This is a genomic window from Streptomyces sp. NPDC021093 (genome assembly GCF_044333135.1).
Taxonomy (GTDB): Bacteria; Actinomycetota; Actinomycetes; order Streptomycetales; family Streptomycetaceae; genus Streptomyces.
Genome location: NZ_JBIRQJ010000007.1, coordinates 325,692 through 343,587, shown reverse-complemented (window position 1 = coordinate 343,587; position 17,896 = coordinate 325,692). Strand labels below are relative to the sequence as shown.

At 71.3% G+C, this 17,896-nt stretch carries 14 protein-coding genes; 11 read left to right on the top strand and 3 right to left on the bottom strand.

What is annotated here, in order from left to right:
• Positions 1–31 precede the first annotated feature (31 nt).
• From ACH4SP_RS23570 to ACH4SP_RS23555, 4 genes are all read left to right on the top strand, one after another.
• Positions 32–1,903, top strand: coding sequence for a serine/threonine-protein kinase (locus ACH4SP_RS23570; RefSeq protein ID WP_398417513.1), 1,872 nt, complete (start codon positions 32–34; stop codon positions 1,901–1,903).
• A gap of 137 nt (positions 1,904–2,040) precedes the next feature.
• Complete coding sequence (locus ACH4SP_RS23565) at positions 2,041–3,696, top strand: serine/threonine-protein kinase (RefSeq protein ID WP_398417512.1); 1,656 nt, start codon at positions 2,041–2,043, stop codon at positions 3,694–3,696.
• A 129-nt stretch (positions 3,697–3,825) separates the two neighbouring features.
• Positions 3,826–5,442, top strand: a complete 1,617-nt coding sequence (locus tag ACH4SP_RS23560) for a succinic semialdehyde dehydrogenase (protein ID WP_398417511.1) — start codon at positions 3,826–3,828, stop codon at positions 5,440–5,442.
• A gap of 121 nt (positions 5,443–5,563) precedes the next feature.
• Entirely contained in the window at positions 5,564–7,435 is a 1,872-nt protein-coding gene (locus tag ACH4SP_RS23555) for a GMC oxidoreductase (protein WP_398417510.1), read from the top strand.
• A gap of 381 nt (positions 7,436–7,816) precedes the next feature.
• Here ACH4SP_RS23555 and ACH4SP_RS23550 read toward each other — a convergent pair whose 3' ends face one another.
• Entirely contained in the window at positions 7,817–8,110 is a 294-nt protein-coding gene (locus ACH4SP_RS23550) for a chorismate mutase (protein ID WP_398417509.1), read from the bottom strand.
• Between the two features lie 345 nt (positions 8,111–8,455).
• On the opposite strand from ACH4SP_RS23550, the gene guaA reads away from it, so the two are divergent.
• The 4 genes from guaA to ACH4SP_RS23530 all read left to right on the top strand — a co-directional run bounded on the left by guaA (position 8,456) and on the right by ACH4SP_RS23530 (position 13,041).
• Positions 8,456–10,030 (top strand): glutamine-hydrolyzing GMP synthase, encoded by a 1,575-nt coding sequence (guaA, locus tag ACH4SP_RS23545; RefSeq protein WP_398417508.1) that lies wholly within the window; start codon positions 8,456–8,458, stop codon positions 10,028–10,030.
• Positions 10,031–10,155: 125 nt separating this feature from the next.
• On the top strand, positions 10,156–10,953 hold the full coding sequence (locus tag ACH4SP_RS23540; RefSeq protein ID WP_398417507.1) for a class II aldolase/adducin family protein: 798 nt from the start codon (positions 10,156–10,158) through the stop codon (positions 10,951–10,953).
• Positions 10,954–11,172: 219 nt separating this feature from the next.
• Positions 11,173–12,450: a hypothetical protein gene (locus tag ACH4SP_RS23535; RefSeq protein ID WP_398417506.1), complete on the top strand. Its 1,278-nt coding sequence runs from the start codon at positions 11,173–11,175 to the stop codon at positions 12,448–12,450.
• Between the two features lie 69 nt (positions 12,451–12,519).
• On the top strand, positions 12,520–13,041 hold the full coding sequence (locus ACH4SP_RS23530; RefSeq protein WP_398417505.1) for a DoxX family protein: 522 nt from the start codon (positions 12,520–12,522) through the stop codon (positions 13,039–13,041).
• Here ACH4SP_RS23530 and ACH4SP_RS23525 read toward each other — a convergent pair.
• Together ACH4SP_RS23525 and ACH4SP_RS23520 are read right to left on the bottom strand one after the other, a co-directional pair.
• Positions 12,948–13,211 (bottom strand): hypothetical protein, encoded by a 264-nt coding sequence (locus ACH4SP_RS23525; protein WP_398417504.1) that lies wholly within the window; start codon positions 13,209–13,211, stop codon positions 12,948–12,950. The genes ACH4SP_RS23530 and ACH4SP_RS23525 overlap by 94 nt on opposite strands.
• Positions 13,198–14,508, bottom strand: coding sequence for a PspC domain-containing protein (locus ACH4SP_RS23520; protein ID WP_398417503.1), 1,311 nt, complete (start codon positions 14,506–14,508; stop codon positions 13,198–13,200). The genes ACH4SP_RS23525 and ACH4SP_RS23520 overlap by 14 nt, the downstream gene beginning before the upstream one ends.
• Positions 14,509–14,661: 153 nt before the next feature.
• On the opposite strand from ACH4SP_RS23520, the gene ACH4SP_RS23515 reads away from it, so the two are divergent.
• The 3 genes from ACH4SP_RS23515 to ACH4SP_RS23505 all read left to right on the top strand — a co-directional run bounded on the left by ACH4SP_RS23515 (position 14,662) and on the right by ACH4SP_RS23505 (position 17,883).
• Complete coding sequence (locus ACH4SP_RS23515; protein WP_398417502.1) at positions 14,662–15,963, top strand: PspC domain-containing protein; 1,302 nt, start codon at positions 14,662–14,664, stop codon at positions 15,961–15,963.
• The gene (locus ACH4SP_RS23510; protein WP_398417501.1) at positions 15,960–16,658 is read left to right on the top strand and encodes a LuxR C-terminal-related transcriptional regulator; all 699 of its coding nucleotides are present in this window, start codon (positions 15,960–15,962) and stop codon (positions 16,656–16,658) included. Before ACH4SP_RS23515 ends, ACH4SP_RS23510 begins: the two co-directional genes overlap by 4 nt.
• Before the next feature lie 106 nt (positions 16,659–16,764).
• Complete coding sequence (locus ACH4SP_RS23505) at positions 16,765–17,883, top strand: alpha/beta hydrolase (RefSeq protein ID WP_398417500.1); 1,119 nt, start codon at positions 16,765–16,767, stop codon at positions 17,881–17,883.
• Positions 17,884–17,896 lie beyond the last annotated feature (13 nt).

The window sequence follows — 17,896 nt, the reverse complement described above, 5'->3', positions numbered from 1 at the left end:
GCCCCTGAGACACGGGGCGGTGGGCCGGATCATGGAGAACGCCAGCAGCGGTACGAGCGGTGGCGCGGGCAGCGGTACGGAAGCGGGCCAGGTGCTCGCCGGGCGCTACCGCCTGGGCGACGTTCTCGGCAGCGGCGGCATGGGCCGCGTCTGGCGTGCCCGCGACGAGGTGCTGCACCGCACCGTCGCCATCAAGGAGTTGCGGGCCGGTCTGTACGCCGCCGAGGCCGACCGCGTCGTACTGCACGCGCGTACGCAGAAGGAGGCGCGGGCCGCCGCCCGCATCAACCACCCCGGCGTCGTCACCGTCCACGACGTGCTGGAGCACGACGACCGGCCGTGGATCGTCATGGAGTACGTCGACGGGCCCTCGCTCGCGGACCGGCTCAAGGAGACCGGAAGTTGCGACCCGCAGGAGGCGGCCAGGATCGGCCTCCAGGTGCTCGCCGCGCTGCGCGCCGCGCACGGCGTCGGCGTGCTGCACCGGGACGTGAAGCCGGGCAACGTGATGCTGGCCAAGGACGGCCGGGTGCTGCTGACCGACTTCGGCATCGCCGCCATCGAGGGCGACTCCACGATCACCAGGACCGGTGAACTGGTCGGCTCGCTGGACTACTTGGCGCCCGAGCGCATCCGGGGCGAGGACCCGGGTCCCGCCTCCGACCTGTGGGCGCTCGGCGCGACGCTGTACACGGCGGTCGAGGAGCGCTCGCCGTTCCGCAGGACCTCGCCGATCAGCACCATGCAGGCGGTGGTCGCGGAGGACCCCTCGCCGTCGTACAACGCGGGAGCGCTCGCACCGGTGATCGTCGCGCTGCTGCGCAAGGAGCCCGATGAGCGTCCGAGCGCCGCCGAGACGGAGCAGTTGCTGCGGGAGGCGCGGGCGGGACGGCGGCCGAGGGCGGCGCAGGAATACGTGCCGACGCGGCAGGTGTCGCAGGAGGAACTCCAGTCCTCCGTGCCGGTTCCGCCGACGACGCCGATGCCGGTGCGGGAGGAGGGGCCGGGGTCCGGGTACGGGTCGCGCGGGGAACAACAGCAGTACCCGCATGCGTACCAGCACCCCTCGACGGGGCACACGCCGCCGTTTGCCCATACGTCGCCGCAGGGGCAGATGCAGCAGCACACGCAGCAGCCACCACAGCACACGCAGCAGCAGCCACCACAGCACACGCAGCAGCAGCAACAGCCGCAGCACACGCAGCCGCCGCCGCGGGGCAAGCGGCGCGGGAAGGTGCTGCTCGTGGTGCTTGCGACGGCGGTCATCGGTGGTGGGGCCGTCTTCGGAGTCCTCCAGTGGAAGAACAACGACTCCTCGTCCACCGGCGGCAACCAGGCCTCCACCTCTGCGGGTCAGCAGGGTGGCGACGCCCCGGCCAGCGGCGGGGACAAGGGCGACGACCCGGCCGACGGCAAGGACAAGCCCAAGGAGGACAAGCCCAAGGAGGGCGAGGCTCCGGCCGGCTGGCACATGGTGAAGGGGAACGGCTTCAGCCTGCCCGTGCCCGACGGCTGGAAGCGGGTGGACCCCAAGCCCGGCCAGTACGACTTCACGCCGGACGGCGGACGCCACCTCATCCGTATCAACGTCGACCCCTCGCCCGACTACAGCAACCCCTACGACCACCTGGTCCGGCTGGAGAAGAACATCAGCACGACCCTGCCCCAGTTCCGCCGGGTGCGGTTGGAGCAGGACACCTACCGCGACCGGAAGAGCGGCGTACTGGAGTTCACGTTCCGGGAGGGCGGCAGGGCGCCGGGCCCGCGCTTCGCGATGGACATGCTCTACATCGACGAGACCGGCCCCGAGTACGCGATGTACGTGACCGGTCCCGCGGCGGAGCGGGGCGTGACCAAGGAGCGCTTCGACGTCCTGACGAGGGGCTGGAGCACCACGCAGTAGCCCCGTCGCGGACCCGTCGTCGGCCCCGTCACGGACCCGTCTGCGCACGTGATGCCGGGGTGGTGACACGGTCACGGCTCTGCATCGCTCAACCACCCCAGTGGTAACCGGAAGCGGGCGCCCGTCAGGATGGGTGCATGACGAACGACGGGGGACAGGCGTACGAGCCCACCAGCTATGGGCTCCGACCGCCGAACGCACCGCACGCACCCCAACCACCGCAGTACAGCGCACCGCAGGGCCCCACCCAGGCGTATGTGCCCGCCCAGGCGCCCCAGGAGCACCAGCCGGCCGACCCGGAGGCCGGTCGCACCGTCGGCGGCCGCTACCGGCTGGTCTCCCGGCTCGGCCACGGCGGCATGGGTACGGTCTGGCGCGCCCACGACGAGGTCGTGGACCGGGACGTCGCGGTGAAGGAGCCCCGGGTCCCCGACCATCTGCCCGAACGCGAGCGGCAGAACGTCTATCTGCGCATGCAGCGCGAGGCGCGGGCCGCCGCCCGGATCGAGCACCCCTCCGTGGTCACCATGCACGACGTGGTCGTCGAGGACGGCAAGCCGTGGATCGTGATGGAGCTGATCCAGGGGCACTCGCTGGCCGACCGGCTGCAGGAGGGCACTCTCGACGTGCGCGAGGCCGCCCGCATCGGGCTCGCCGTACTCGGCGCGCTGACTGCCGCCCACCAGGCGGGAGTACTGCACCGGGACGTCAAGCCCGACAACGTGATGCTCGGGCAGGGCGACCGGGTGGTCCTCAGCGACTTCGGGATCGCCCAGGTCGAGGGCGAGCAGGGGCTCACCGAGACCGGCGGGTTCGTCGGCTCGCCCGAATTCATCGCGCCGGAACGGGTGTTGGGGCAGCGGCCCGGCCCCGCCTCCGACCTGTGGTCGCTCGGCGTCGTGCTGTACGCGGCCGTCGAGGGCATGTCCCCGTACCGCCGTTCCCACACCCCCGCCACCCTCCAGGCCGTCCTGTCCGCGGACCCGCAGACGCCCGCCCGGGGATCCGGGGCCTTCGGTGCGCTGGTGATGAGGCTCCTGCACAAGGATCCGGCGGCCCGCCCGAACCCGGCGGAGGTGCGCCAGGCGCTGGAGAAGGCGACGGGACAGGCGCCGCCGCCCCCGGCGGCCGTGACCCGGGTGATGCAGCCGGGGACCGCCGCGGACTGGGTGCCGCCGGTGTTGCAGCGCAGCAAGAAGGCGCGCTTCGGGCTGCTCGGCGGCGCGCTGGTGGTCGCGCTCGCGCTCGTACTGCTCCTGGTGAACCCCTTCGCGGGCGACAAACCGCCGGAGGGCTGGAAGATGCACCGCGAACTTCAGAGTGTCACCGCGGAGATCTACCTCCCGGGCGACTACAAGAAGATCGAGGACGACAAGGCCTCGCTGGAGAAGTATTACGAGCCCGGCTACGTCTTCCAGGTGCAGTTCGAGCGGACCGCCCTCGCCGACCTGGACAACACCGACGTGAAGCCCACCAAGGAGGCCTGGGCGGAGTACTACCGCAAGGGTGGCGCCAACGGCATGGACGTGAAGAAGGCCGAGATCAAGAGCAGCGTCACCAGCTGGCAGGGCAAGCCGTCCTTCGACACGGTCGTCGACTACACGCCGTACTCCACCAGCGACAGCGACAAGGACCCAATCCGCTACCGGCACCACGAGCGGCTGCTGCTCAGCAAGGAGAAGAAGGCGTACTGGCGGCTCAAGGTGAGCATGCCGTCGGACGGCAAGTTCGCGGCCGAGGGCGAGCAGCTCTTCAACGACATCACCAAGTACCTCAAGATCTTGGATCTCTAGGTTCGACTCGGGGAAGCACCCCTGATCAGGGGCTATGTGCCAGCAGCTGCTGGCGCGGTCGTGAGGGGCCGGTGAAAAGCCATTACCGACGGGTACCCAAAGCGTCCGCCGGGCCATACGCTCGCTCGTATGACGGACTCGCAGGCCCTCACGGCACCCCTCGGCACCAACCCCGTGGCCACCCCGCCCGCAGGCGCACGCACCGCGGCCGATGTGATCACTCCCGAAGTGGTCGCCCAGCTGACCCGCGGAGTGGTCGGTTCCGGAAGGACCGCCAGCCATGCGCCGCTCACCGGCGAGAAGCTGGCCGACCTGCCCGAGTCCACGCCCGAGGACGTGGCCGTCGCCTTCGAGCGGGCCCACACCGCACAGCCGGCCTGGGCGGCCGTGCCCGTCAGGCAGCGGGCCGCGGTACTGCTGCGCTTCCACGACCTGGTCCTCCAGCGGCAGGCCGAGATCCTCGACCTCGTCCAGCTGGAGACCGGCAAGGCCCGCCTCCATGCGCACGAGGAGATCCAGGCCGTTGTGATGGCCGCCCGGCACTACGGCCGCCAGGCCCCCGCGTACCTGAAGGCCAAGCACCACACCGGCGCCGTACCGGTCCTCACCAAGGTGACCGAACAGCGTCAGCCGCGCGGCGTCGTCGGTCAGATCTCGCCGTGGAACTACCCCTTCGAGCTGTCCGTCGGCGACTGCCTGCCCGCCCTTGTCGCGGGCAACGCCCTGGTGATGAAGCCCGACACCGAGACCGCGCTGTCCGCCCTGTGGGGCCGTGACCTGCTCGTCGAGGCGGGCCTGCCGCCCGAGGTCTTCCAGGTCGTCCTCGGCGAGGGCCCCGTCGTCGGCCCCGAGGTCGTCAAGCACGCCGACTACGTCTCCTTCACCGGCTCCACCCGTACCGGCCGCGAGATCGCCCAGAGCGCCGGCGCCCGACTGGTCGGCGTCTCCCTCGAACTCGGCGGCAAGAACGCCATGCTGGTCCTTGCGGACGCCGACGTGGAGAAGGCCGCCGCCGGAGCCGTCCGCGCCTGCTTCGCCTCCGCGGGACAGCTCTGCATCTCCATCGAGCGGCTGTACGTCCACGAGTCGATCGCCGACGACTTCGTGCAGCGCTTCGTCGCCCGTACGAAGGCGATGCGCCTGGGCAACTCCCTCGCGTACGGCGCCGACCTGGGCTCCCTCGTCGGTCCGCGCCAGCTGGAGACCGTGTCCCGGCACGTCGAGGAAGCCGTCAACAAGGGCGCCACCGTCCTGGCCGGCGGCACCGCCCGCCCCGACATCGGCCCCTACTTCTATGAGCCGACCATCCTGGAGGGCGTCGAGTCCCCGATGGCGGTCTGCTCCGAGGAGACCTTCGGCCCGGTCGTCTCGATCTACCGGTTCCGCGACGAGGACGAGGTCGTCGCGGAGGCCAACGGCACGCCGTACGGCCTGAATTCGAGCATCTGGACCAAGAACGGCAAGCGCGGCCACGCCGTCGCCGCCAAGCTGCGCACCGGCACCGTCAACATCAACGAGGGCTACAGCCCGGCGTACGCCAGCGTCCGTGCCCCGATGGGCGGCATGAAGGAGTCCGGACTGAGCCGCAGGCACGGCTCCGAGGGCATCCTCAAGTACACCGAGGCGCAGACCGTCGCCCAGCAGCGGCTGATCCCGCTCGCACCGTCCTTCGGGATGGACGACGAGAAGTACGCCGCGTTCATGACCACCAGCCTCAAGGTGATGAAGGCACTGCGCCTGCGCTGACGGCCAGGGCGGGTCCGACGGCCCGGGCGGCTGGGCGGGCCGGGTGGGTCGGGGCGGTCGGCGTCCCGCCCCACCCTCTTTCGCCTCTCTCTATTCACTTTTCAAGGAACGAGGAGTGCACGTGTCCGAGGAGAGCTCTGCCCAAAACCAGGACGCAGTCGAGGAGTTCGACCGCGAGGAGTTCGACTACGACGTCATCGTCGTCGGCTCCGGCTTCGGCGGTGCCGTCTCCGCGCTCCGGCTCACGGAGAAGGGGTACCGCGTCGGCGTCCTGGAGGCCGGGCGCCGCTTCACCCGCGACACCCTGCCCAGGAACTCCTGGGACCTGAAGAACTACCTGTGGGCTCCCGCGCTGGGCCTGTTCGGGATCCAGCGCGTGCACCTGTTGGGAAATGTCATGGTCCTGGCAGGTGCGGGCGTCGGCGGCGGTTCACTGAACTACGCCAACACCCTCTACGTACCCCCCGCTCCTTTCTTCGAGGACCAGCAGTGGGCGGGCATCACCGACTGGCAGGACGAACTCGCTCCGTACTACGACCAGGCCAAGCGGATGCTGGGCGTGCGCATCAACCCGACCATGACCCCGTCCGACGTCCACCTGAAGGCGACCGCCGAGGCGATGGGAGTGGGCGACACCTTCCATCTCGCCCCGGTGGGCGTCTTCTACGGCGACGGACAGGACGCCGGTGGCGACTGTGCTTCTGCTTCTCCAACGGCCAGGCCGGGCCAGGAAGTTCCCGACCCGTACTTCGGAGGGAAAGGGCCTGCTCGCAAGGGCTGCACCGAGTGCGGCGAGTGCATGACGGGCTGCCGCCACGGCGCGAAGAACACCCTCAACGAGAACTACCTCCACCTCGCCGAACAGGCCGGCGCCGTCATCCACCCCATGACGTCCGTCCTCGGCCTCTCCGAACATCCCGACGGCGGCTACCGCGTCGCCACCGCCCCCACCGACGCGCGCCGCAAGGGCACCCGCAAGATACTCCGCGCCCGCCGCATCGTCGTCGCGGCGGGCACGTACGGCACCCAGACCCTCCTGCACGCCATGAAGGACGGCGGCCACCTGCCGCGCATCTCCGCCAGGCTCGGCGAACTCACCCGCACCAACTCCGAGGCCCTGGTGGGCTCCCAGACCACCGACCGCCGCTACCGCCGGAAGCACGGCGCGCAGCCCGGCACCCCCGACGGGTCCAGGAAGGTCGACTTCACGCGCGGCGTCGCCATCACGTCCTCGATCCACCCGGACACCAACACCCACATCGAGCCGGTCCGTTACGGCAAGGGCTCCAACGCGATGGGTGCGATGTCCATCCTCCAGGTGCCGTACGCGGAGAAGTTCCCGCGCGCCCTGGGCTGGGCCGCCAACGTGGTCAGGCACCCGACGCTCGCCGCCCGCTCCCTCTCCAACCACCGCTGGTCGGAGAAGACCATCATCGGCCTCGTCATGCAGTCCCTCGACAACTCCCTGACCACATACCGCAAACCGGGCGGCATCGGGAAGGGCCTGCTGACCGCCCGCCAGGGCCACGGCGCCCCCAACCCCAAGCAGATACCCGAGGCCAGCCGTGCCGCGTCCCTCCTGGCGAAGGAGATCAACGGTTTCGCGGGCAGCAACGTCGGCGAACTGATGGGCACCCCGCTCACCGCGCACTTCCTGGGCGGCTGCCCGATCGGCGCGACGGCCGACGACGGCGTCATCGACCCGTACCACCGCCTCTACGGGCACCCGGGCATCTCGGTCGTCGACGGCTCGGCGGTCTCCGCGAACCTCGGTGTGAACCCCTCGCTCACCATCACCGCGCAGGCCGAGCGCGCGATGTCGCTGTGGCCCAACAAGGGCGAGCAGGACCCGCGCCCCGCCCAGGGGGCGGCGTACGTACGCCTGGCACCGGTCGAGCCGAAGACACCTGCCGTACCGGCGGAGGCGTTCGGCGCACTGCGGCTGCCGCTCCCGCTGCTGGAGGTTCCGGCGGTTCCGCCGAAGAAGGCCTAGGAATCCCGGCACGCGTCCTGGCACGTCGAGGGATCCCGGCACGTCGACGCGTCCCGGCACGTCGAGGGATCCGGCACACAGCAAGGTGCGGAGATCGGGAAACCCTGCCGACCGGCTCCGGGCGTCCCCGGAGCCGACCGCCTGGGGCGACCGGTCCGGCTGTCCCCTGCCGTCCGGCCGCACACGCTGGAGCGAGGTCCCACGACGTACCGGCCGAAGCCCGTACGTCACACGCCCCAGCCGGGGCCACGCGTGGCACCGGGACCAACGAAGGCACCTTCGCTCCGGTCACGCGCCGTACGAGTGACCGGAGGAACGCACGCGCCCCCGCGGGGCCGGAAGGTCCGCGGGTGCGGGTGCCTCCGGGGGAGCCGCCCGGCCTCAGACGCGGCCCCTGCACAGCTCCAGGAGCGTCATCGCGAGGGCCGTGCCGGGCTTGCCGAGGGCGTCCCTGTAGTGGCCGAGTACGTCCATCTCGCGGGACAGGTTGACCCGTCGGCCGCCCGAGGTGATCCGGGCCTCCTGGATGACCGCCGAAACGGCCATCCGTTCCTGGACGAGGCCGATGATGCGGTCGTCCAGGGCGTCGATGCGCTCACGGGCACCGGTGATGAGGGCGGCCGCGTCCTCGGTGCGGGCGCCGGTGACCTCGGTGATGGTGGGGGTGGTGCTCATGTCCGTGCTCCTGGGGTGAGGGGGCACCCGTACGGCCACCAGGCCCGGAAACGACAGAACGCCCCGGGCCTGTCGGCCCGGGGCGCCTGGGAAGTCGCTTGTCAGTTGCTACAAGCAGCACGACCGTGGCAGCCGGACGGGCCGGGTGCCATAGGTAAAGACGAAGGTCGTGTGCATGCGCATGGGAGGCATTATGGCCCCACTCGTGCGCGATGGCCAACGCGGGCCCGGACGATGGGACGAGCAGGGCCGGGCGGGCGGCCCGGACGGTGGTACAGCAAGGGGATCGGCCGCTCCCGGTAGAATCGACACTCCCGACCCCCTTTCACCGCCGGAAGGCCGCCCGTGCCCGCAGCGCCCCCCGCCGCCCCCGACGTCGTACTCGTCGTCGACTTCGGCGCGCAGTATGCCCAGCTCATCGCCCGCCGTGTCCGCGAGGCCCGGATCTACAGCGAGATCGTCCCGAGCACCATGCCTGTGTCCGAGATGCTCGCGAAGAACCCGAAGGCGATCATCCTCTCCGGCGGACCTTCCTCGGTGTACGCCGAAGGTGCCCCGTCCATCGACCGCGCCCTCTTTGAGGCCGGGGTCCCGGTCTTCGGCATGTGCTACGGCTTCCAGCTGATGGCCACCACGCTCGGCGGCACCGTCGACGACAACGGTGCCCGCGAGTACGGCCGTACGCCGCTCAAGGTCTCCAAGTCCGGCTCCACCCTCTTTGAGGGCACGCCGGCCGAGCAGCCCGTGTGGATGTCGCACGGCGACGCCTGCTCCGCCGCTCCCGAGGGCTTCACCGTCACCGCGTCCACGGACGTCGTGCCGGTCGCCGCCTTCGAGAACGACGAGAAGAAGCTGTACGGCGTCCAGTACCACCCCGAGGTGCTGCACTCCACGCACGGCCAGCAGGTCCTGGAGCACTTCCTCTACCGGGGCGCCGGCATCGAGCCGACCTGGACGACCGGCAACGTCATCGAGGAGCAGGTCGCCCTGATCCGCGAGCAGGTCGGCGACAAGCGCGCCATCTGCGGCCTCTCCGGCGGCGTGGACTCCGCGGTTGCCGCTGCCCTCGTGCAGAAGGCCATCGGCAACCAGCTGACCTGCGTGTACGTCGACCACGGTCTGATGCGCAAGGGCGAGACCGAGCAGGTCGAGAAGGACTTCGTCGCCGCGACCGGCGCCCGCCTGGTCGTCGTCGACGCCGAGAAGCGCTTCCTGGACGCGCTGTCCGGCGTCTCCGACCCGGAGACCAAGCGGAAGATCATCGGCCGCGAGTTCATCCGCGTCTTCGAGCAGGCCCAGCTGGAGATCCTCCAGGAGGAGGGCCCCGCGGTCGCGTTCCTGGTCCAGGGCACCCTGTACCCGGACGTCGTCGAGTCCGGCGGCGGCACCGGCACCGCCAACATCAAGTCGCACCACAACGTGGGCGGCCTCCCCGACGACATCGAGTTCGAGCTCGTCGAGCCGCTGCGCCAGCTGTTCAAGGACGAGGTCCGGATGGTCGGCCAGGAGCTGGGTCTCCCGGAGGAGATCGTCCAGCGCCAGCCGTTCCCCGGCCCCGGCCTCGGCATCCGCATCGTCGGCGAGGTCACCAAGGAGCGCCTGGACCTGCTCCGTGACGCCGACGCGATCGCCCGCGAGGAGCTCTCGGCGGCCGGTCTCGACCGTGAGATCTGGCAGTGCCCGGTCGTGCTGCTCGCCGACGTGCGCTCGGTGGGCGTGCAGGGCGACGGCCGCACCTACGGCCACCCGATCGTGCTGCGCCCCGTGTCCTCCGAGGACGCCATGACGGCGGACTGGACGCGCATGCCGTACGACGTGCTCGCCAAGATCTCGACGCGGATCACCAACGAGGTGGCGGACGTCAACCGGGTCGTGCTCGACGTCACGAGCAAGCCGCCGGGGACGATCGAGTGGGAGTAGTCCCCACGCGCTGAACCGTGCCGACGCCGCCGTCGCCTCTATGAGGTGGCGGCGGCGTCGCCGTGTGCAGTGCCACCGCCGCGCACCCCTGGTTTCCGGTAGTACCAGGAGGTAGCTTCCGCCCCATGACCGCCGAGATACCCGCGCCCCCGCCCGTACCCCTGGACCGGCTCGACTTCGCGATGCCGCCCGTCCACGACGACCCGGCCGACGAACGCAGGTACCGCAAGGAGCGTCTGGCGGGAGCGCTGCGGGTGTTCGCCTCGTACGGGTACGAGGAGGGCGTCTCCGGGCACATCACGGCACGCGACCCCGAATACGCCGACTGCTACTGGGTGAACCCCTTCGGGCTCGCCTTCGCCGACGTGACCGTGAGCGATCTGATCCTCGTCAACGGGGACGGCCAGGTCGTGCGGGGGAGCCGGCACGTCAACCAGGCCGCCTTCACCGTGCACGCCCAGGTGCACAAGGCGCGCCCCGACGTCGTCTCCGTCGCGCACACCCACTCCGTGCACGGGCGGGCCTTCGCCGCCCTCGGGGAGCTCCTCGACCCGATCACCCAGGAGTCCTGCGCCTTCTACGAGTCGCACGCGCTCTACGACGCGTACACGGGCGTCGCCGTCGACCCGACCGAGGGCCGCTGGATCGCCGCGGCGCTCGGCGGCAACAAAGCGGTCGTGCTGCGCAACCACGGGCTGCTGACGGTCGGGGACTCGGTGGACGCGGCGGCCTGGTGGTTCCACACGCTGGAGCGCTCCTGCCAGGTGCAGCTGGCGGCGCGGGCGGCCGGGAAGCCCGTACTGATCGGCCACAAGGAGGCCGTCGAGACGCGCGACCAGATCGGCGGCGACCTCGTCGCATGGATCAACTACCAGTCGATGTGGCGCCGGATCAGCAGGGCGGAGCCCGAGCTCCTGGGGTGAGCGCGCGAGCCCCGGACGACCCGGTGAACGACGTCGCCGGGCGGATCGCCTCGCACCCTCTGCCCGGCGACCACCCGCGGTCGATCCACTGACCGGCCCATCGCTCCGCCCCGCCTCCCCATGGGCCGCGCCACCCCTTCCGTGCGGCACAATTTCCTTTCAGCGCATGCACGTTGACGTGTGGTCAGTGGTTCGGACGGGGAAAGGGCGGCAGCTGCCGTGGCAGTGCAAGAGGCAAGACAGAGCACGCACGGCAGCGGGCACGGCGGAGGTTGTGTCTGCGGCGACTGCCCGAACGGTGCCCGCGAGGGCCACCGGCGCGCCGTGGCCGCCTTCCTGGCCAAGCGCGACGAACTGGCGACGGGGGAGGGGCTGCCCGCCGCCGTCGCGCACTCCGCGGGAGCGTCCCGGCAGTGGGTTTCCGACGAACTGACCCAGTCCGCACGGGATGTCGCGGAGCGTTCGCGCGAGGCCGGTGAGGTCTGGCTGCGCATGCTGTGGCGCCGGACGCTGTTCGTGGTGTGGGGAGCCGTGGTGGTCCTCGCGCTGGTGGAGGCGTTCACCGCCATCGGCGCGGGGTGGACCGTCGCCCGTACCGCGGGGCTTGTCGCCGCTCTCGTCACCGCCACTTTGCTGACGGGCGCCGCCAGGGTGCACCGGGCGCGCGGCGGGCTGCTCGCCCCGCTGATCGGCGAGGACAACCGGCTCTCCACCTCGCGCGCCGTCGCCGCGTCCTGGGTGCTGCTCGTGGTCTTCGCGGTGCTGGTGCTCGCCGTGCAGCTGGCCGGCGCGTCGAACCCGGCCGACCGCGACGCCCTGATCGCCGGGCTCGAACTGGCCCGGGGTGCCGGTGTGCTGACCGTCCTCGCGCTGACCTGCGCGATCGCCGTGATCGTACGGCGGGTGGTGGGCGTGCGCGTGCTGAAGCAGACCCTCCAGAAGGTGCGGGCCGACCGGCCGCGCGCCGCGGACCTGCTGACCGACGACTCGGGGCGGGGGAACTTCGGCGACGTCCAGTACGTTCTCGTGTCGACCGTGGCAGTCGTCTTCTCCGCCGTACGACTCGCCAGGCGGCCCGAGCAACTGCCGGACCTGCCGTGGGGGCTCGCCCTCCTCGTGGTGGTGTCGGCGGCCACGTACTTCGCCGGGAAGTACGCGGAGGGCGGGCGTCCGGTCGTGCTGTCCGTCGTCCGGGCCAGGGAGGCGGGCGACCTCGACGGCCCCGTCCGTACCGGTGACGACATCGAGATCCGCGGTGCGGGCTTCGTACCGCCCGGGGCGCAGACCCCGGACCGGCTGGCCCGCATGGTGGTGCGGATCGGGACGGTCCATGTGCACGTCCCGCTGGTGCCGGTGCCCGGCGGGTTCGCCAACCCGACCGACAGCGCGCTGACCGTGCCGGTCCCCGTCGAGGTGGAGCCCGGCCGGGTCGAGGTGCAGGTGGTGACGGCGGCCGGCGTCGAGACGAACTGCTGCCTGGTCGACATCACGGACTGAGCCCCGCCCGCCCGTCGAACGTATGGTCAGGTGACGGGACGTGAGGCGCGAGGAAGGCAGGGCCGGGCGATGGCATACGGGTACGGGACGGGCAGCACACGCGCGTACGGGACGAACGAACCGCGGGGCTGGAAGCACAGCGCGAGCCGCTTCGCGCTGCTGCCCCTGCGGGTCTTCCTCGGCATCACCTTCATCTACGCGGGCCTCGACAAGCTCACCGACAGCACGTTCCTCTCCGCGAGCGGCGACGGCTCGATCGGCGCCCTGATGGCTTCGGTGCGCGACAGCTCCGCCGTACCCTGGCTCGTCGACCTGGCGCTGAAGGCCCCCGAAGGCTTCGGCCACGCCATCGCGATCGGGGAACTCCTCGTCGGCATCGGCACGCTGCTCGGCCTCTTCGCACGCGTCGCCGCCGTCGGCGGGGCGCTGATCTCGCTCAGCCTGTGGCTCACCGTCAGCTGGCAGAGCACGCCGTACTACTACGGCAACGACCTCGCCTATCTGATGGCGTGGCTGCCACTGGTGCTCGCCGGGGCGTCGGTGTTCTCGCTGGACGCGATGCGCGCCTTGCGCCGCCGCCGGATGCCGTAACCGATCCAGCCGGCGGTCGCCGCCACGAAGAGGCCGCAGACGATCACCGGGAGCAGGGTCCACCACGGGGTGTCCCAGGTGCCGCTCGCATCGGCTGCGTACAGCACGGTCGCGGTCAGGAAGGTGAGGCCCAGGACCGCGCGTCCGGGCAGGAAGTCATGACGCAGCACGTTCCACCGCCACCTGTCCGACGCCGACTTCGAGGTGCAGGGAGACCGTGCCCGCGGGCTTCGCGTCGGGCGGTGGGTCGAGGGTGCGGACCTGCTGCTGGTCGGTGCGGATGTCGATGTCTTCCGGGCTCTGACCGGGCAGCTCGATGTCGCCCACCCCCACCTCCATGTCGACCTGCACGGTCACGTCCTTGGGGACGACGACGCGCAGGGTGCCCGCACCGACCTCGGCCCTGGTGGTCAGGGTGCTGCCCTTCGGCACCACCACTTTGCTGAGGTCGAGGAGACCCTCGCCGGCACCGAGTTCGTACCTCGGCTGGACGGCCTCGACCGTCGCCGGACGCCAGTCGGTGCGGGCCCAGTCGGTGGTGATGTTCTTGGGGATGGTCGTGGCGGCCGCCAGCAGGCCGGCCGTGAGCAGACCGAGGAAGATCGTGCCCGCGCCGACCCGGCCGAGGAACGACGCGAGCAGCAGGCCCACCCCGAACACCGCGAGCGCACACGCCAGACCGGTCGCCAGGCTGGTGCCCAGGGGCTCCGTGTCCCAGGTCGCGGCCGTGCCCGCCGCGCCGGCGAGCAGCGCGGCGAAGAAGGTCAGGCCGCCGAAGGAGCGGGGACGCGGGTCACGGCGCACCGCACCCCCGTTCCTCTTCGAGGGGCGGATGTCCGCGGGCTCTGCGGACGGCCCCCAGAGGTAGCCGTGCGGCACGGGCCCGGTCGTGCCGTCCTTGACGATCGGGTCGCGCCACCAGGACGGGGCGCCGGGAATCGGCGGCGCCTTGGTCTCCGGGGGCGCCGCCACGTCGGCGGCCTGCGTGGCACCCGGTTCCTCCGAGGAGGCAGCGGCGGCCCGGCGCTGCCGGGACCACACGGCGCTGGCGCCGACGACCAGGATGAGCATGACGGAGAACCCGAAGGCGCCGCCGTTGTGCAGCATCGACAGGAACATTCCGCAGCCGACCAGGGCGAGCAGCACGGCGATCAGGGCCGGGCCGTCGACACGGCCGGTCAGCAGCCGCTTCGCCTCGTTCTCCTCGTCGCCCTCCTGGGGGACGAGAAGCCAGGCGAAGCCGTACGCGATCAGCCCGATGCCACCGGTCACGGCGGTCACGGCGAGCACGACACGGAAGATCACCGGGTCGACGTCGAAGTACTGGCCGAGCCCGCCGCAGACACCGCCGACCGCCTTGTGGCGGCGGCTGCGGCGCAGCTGGGGCTTGGGCCCGTCGGCCGGATCCGCGGGACCCGCCGGGCCCCGGGGCGCGGCGGCCACCGGTTCGTCGTGGACTTCTGTCATACGCCCCATGGTGACCGGCATCAGCCGCCCGCGGCACCTGGGGCGACCCTGGCTGATCCCTGATTTCCGCAGGCCGCGCCCTGCGGTATTCCTCAGGGGATTCTGGGGTTTTCCCCCATGTGCCCGGACCTGCGGGCGTGTGACCATCGAGGCATGTCGTCCACCGCCCCGAGCCGCCGAGCGGCCCGCCCGCCCACCGCCGAGCAGGACCCGGCGGCCACGCCCCCGCGCAAGCTCTACCGCAGCGCGGACGGGCGGATGCTCGGCGGGGTCGCCCGGGGTCTCGCGGGGCACCTGGGGCTGCCGGTCGTCTGGGTGCGGATCGCGTTCTTCGCCCTGTTCCTGATGCAGGGGCTGGGCGCGCTGGTGTATGCGGGGTTCTGGTTCTTCGTGCCGCTGGGGGTCGGCGGGGTCGGCGCCGAGCCGCGCAGCGCCTTCGAGACCCTCCCCGACGGGCGGCGCAGGCTGCGGATCCCCGACAAGGGGCAGATCGCCGCACTGGCCGCCCTGTGCATCGGCGCCGCGATCTTCGTCAGCAACGTGGACACGGCCGGCTCCGGGCGGTACGTGTGGCCGCTGCTGCTGACCGGTGCGGGTGTCGTCCTGGTGTGGCGGCAGGCCGACAACGCCCGCCGTGCGCACTGGACGGAGGGCGGCAGCCGCCGCCGGATGCTCCAGGTACTGCGCGGTCTCGCGGGCGTCGCCCTGGTCGGGGTGGGCCTCACGGTCTTCCTGGTCGTGCGCGGTTCGGCCGCCCAGCTGGGCAACGTACTGACGGCCGCGCTCGCCGTGATCGCGGGCATCGGGCTGCTGGCCGGCCCCTATCTCGTCCGCATGACTCAGGACCTGTCCGAGGAGCGCCTGATGCGCATCCGCGCCCAGGAGCGGGCCGAGGTCGCCGCCCACGTCCACGACTCCGTACTGCACACCCTGACCCTGATCCAGCGCAACGCGGACGACGGCTCGGAGGTGCGGCGCCTGGCCCGCGCCCAGGAGCGCGAGCTGCGCAACTGGCTGTACAGGCCGGAGGGCACCGGCAAGGACGAGGACGAGGAACCCACCACCCTCGCGGACGCGGTGAAGCGCGCGGCAGCCGAGGTGGAGGACAAACACGGAGTGCCTCTTGAGGTGGTGGTGGTCGGTGACTGCCCGCTGGACGACAAGCTGGCGGCACAGATGCAGGCCGCACGCGAGGCAATGGTGAATGCCGCCAAGTACGGTGGCGAGGGCGGTGCGGTACAGGTCTTCGCGGAGGTTGAGGGCCGCACGGTTTTCGTGTCCGTGCGGGACCGGGGACCCGGCTTCGACCTCGACGCGATTCCGGACGACCGGATGGGCGTACGAGAATCGATCATCGGCCGGATGGAACGGCACGGCGGCACGGCACGGCTGCGTTCCGCGCCCGACGGGGGCACGGAAGTCGAGCTTGAGATGGAGAGGGCGGCGGACGCATGACCGAGCAGAGCGCACAGACGGAGCAGGGACAGGCCCGGCACGTACGGGTGGTGCTGGTCGACGACCACCGGATGTTCCGCACCGGGGTGCAGGCCGAGATCGGCCAGACCGGGACGACCGGCGTCGAGGTGGTCGGCGAGGCCGCCGACGTCGACCAGGCCGTCACCGTGATCACGGCGACCCGGCCCGAGGTGGTCCTCCTCGACGTGCACCTGCCGGGTGGCGGCGGGGTCGAGGTGCTGCGCCGGTGCGCGCCGTTGATGTCGGACGCCGAGCGGCCGGTGCGGTTCCTGGCGCTGTCGGTCTCCGACGCGGCGGAGGACGTCATCGGCGTCATCCGGGGCGGCGCACGCGGGTACGTCACCAAGACGATCACCGGCGCCGACCTGGTGAACTCGGTGTTCCGGGTACAGGACGGGGACGCGGTGTTCTCGCCGCGGCTGGCCGGGTTCGTACTGGACGCGTTCGCGTCGACGGACGCGCCGCCGGCCGACGAGGACATGGACCGGCTCACCCAGCGGGAGCGCGAGGTGCTGCGTCTGATCGCGCGCGGCTACGCCTACAAGGAGATCGCGAAGCAGCTGTTCATCTCCGTGAAGACGGTCGAGTCGCACGTCTCGGCGGTGCTGCGCAAGCTCCAGCTGTCCAACCGGCACGAGCTGACCCGCTGGGCGACCGCCCGACGGCTGGTCTGACCTGCGGCTTCACCGGGCGTTCAGGTGCGGCAGGGGTGTGAGTCAGGTGACAGACACGTGAAAAGGGGCAACCGCGGTGGCGATCGGGCCATCTAGTACCCACGTGATGAGTCTGACCGGGACCCCCTTCTTCGTGACCGCGATCGCCCTGCTCGTGGTCGCGGTCGTCCTGCCGCTGGCCCTGTGGAGCCGGGTGCGCGGACCCGCCGCCGTGCGCGGCTTCGTACGGCTGCTGATGCTGGTGTTCGCGCAGGTCACCGCCATCACGGTGGTCTTCGTCGGGGTGAACAACGCCAACGGGCTGTACGACAGCTGGGAGGACCTGCTCGGTACGACGGACCGGGCGGGGACGGCGGCGGACCTCGGCCCCGACGGCATAGGCGGTCAGAAGCTGTCCGAGCAGCCGAAGGAAGCCGCGAAGTTCAAGCCGGTCGACGACGCCAGGATGGGGGCGGGCGTCCAGGTCACCGAGCTCAAGGGCCGGATCTCCGGGGTCGAGGGCGAGGTGTACGTGTGGCTGCCGCCGCAGTACGACGATCCGGCGTACAAGGACAAGAAGTTCCCGGTGGTCCAGCTGCTGCCCGGCTACCCCGGGTCCGCGAAGGCCTGGTTCGGCACCCTTGAGGTGAACAAGCAGCTGGGGCCGCTGATGGAGCAGGGCAAGGTCAAGCCGTTCATCCTGGTCTCGCCCCGCACCACCCTGCTCGGCGACCAGACCGACACCGGCTGTGCCAACATCCCGGGCAAGGTCAACGCGGACAGCTGGCTGAGCGTCGACGTGCGGAAGATGGTCTCCGACACCTTCCGCGCCTCGGACAAGGCCGCGGACTGGGCCGTCGGCGGCTACTCGGCGGGCGCGCACTGCGCGGCCAAGCTCGCCGTCGCGCACCCGGACCGCTACCGCGCGGGCGTCAGCCTCTCCGGTTTCAACGACCCGAAGGGCGAGCCCGCCGCCCTCACCGCCGCGACCCCCGAACTGCGGCGCGCCAACAACCCGTACATGATGCTGAAGGCGGCGAACAAGGCGGGGAAGCCGCCGCGCACCGCCCTGTTCATGTCGGGCGCGGCCGGTGACGGCTTCGAGGCGGGGACCGCCATGAAGGCGGAGGCGAAGGCACCGACGACGGTGCGGGCCGTGAAGCTGACCGGGCCCCACGGCACCAGCGTGTGGAAGCAGCAGGTGCCGGAGGTCTTCCGGTGGCTGTCGGAGCAGCTGGGCAAGTAGTCGCCGCAACCGG

Excerpts from the sequence above, each read along its gene's own strand:
- ACH4SP_RS23510 (WP_398417501.1), top strand. The coding sequence starts at position 15,960 with ATGACCGAGCAGAGCGCACAGACGGAGCAGGGACAGGCCCGGCACGTA.
- ACH4SP_RS23570 (WP_398417513.1), top strand. The coding sequence starts at position 32 with ATGGAGAACGCCAGCAGCGGTACGAGCGGTGGCGCGGGCAGCGGTACG.
- ACH4SP_RS23550 (WP_398417509.1), bottom strand. The coding sequence starts at position 8,110 with ATGAGCACCACCCCCACCATCACCGAGGTCACCGGCGCCCGCACCGAG.
- ACH4SP_RS23530 (WP_398417505.1), top strand. The coding sequence starts at position 12,520 with ATGGCATACGGGTACGGGACGGGCAGCACACGCGCGTACGGGACGAAC.
- ACH4SP_RS23505 (WP_398417500.1), top strand. The coding sequence starts at position 16,765 with ATGAGTCTGACCGGGACCCCCTTCTTCGTGACCGCGATCGCCCTGCTC.
- ACH4SP_RS23520 (WP_398417503.1), bottom strand. The coding sequence starts at position 14,508 with ATGACAGAAGTCCACGACGAACCGGTGGCCGCCGCGCCCCGGGGCCCG.
- ACH4SP_RS23565 (WP_398417512.1), top strand. The coding sequence starts at position 2,041 with ATGACGAACGACGGGGGACAGGCGTACGAGCCCACCAGCTATGGGCTC.
- ACH4SP_RS23540 (WP_398417507.1), top strand. The coding sequence starts at position 10,156 with ATGACCGCCGAGATACCCGCGCCCCCGCCCGTACCCCTGGACCGGCTC.
- ACH4SP_RS23560 (WP_398417511.1), top strand. The coding sequence starts at position 3,826 with ATGACGGACTCGCAGGCCCTCACGGCACCCCTCGGCACCAACCCCGTG.
- ACH4SP_RS23515 (WP_398417502.1), top strand. The coding sequence starts at position 14,662 with ATGTCGTCCACCGCCCCGAGCCGCCGAGCGGCCCGCCCGCCCACCGCC.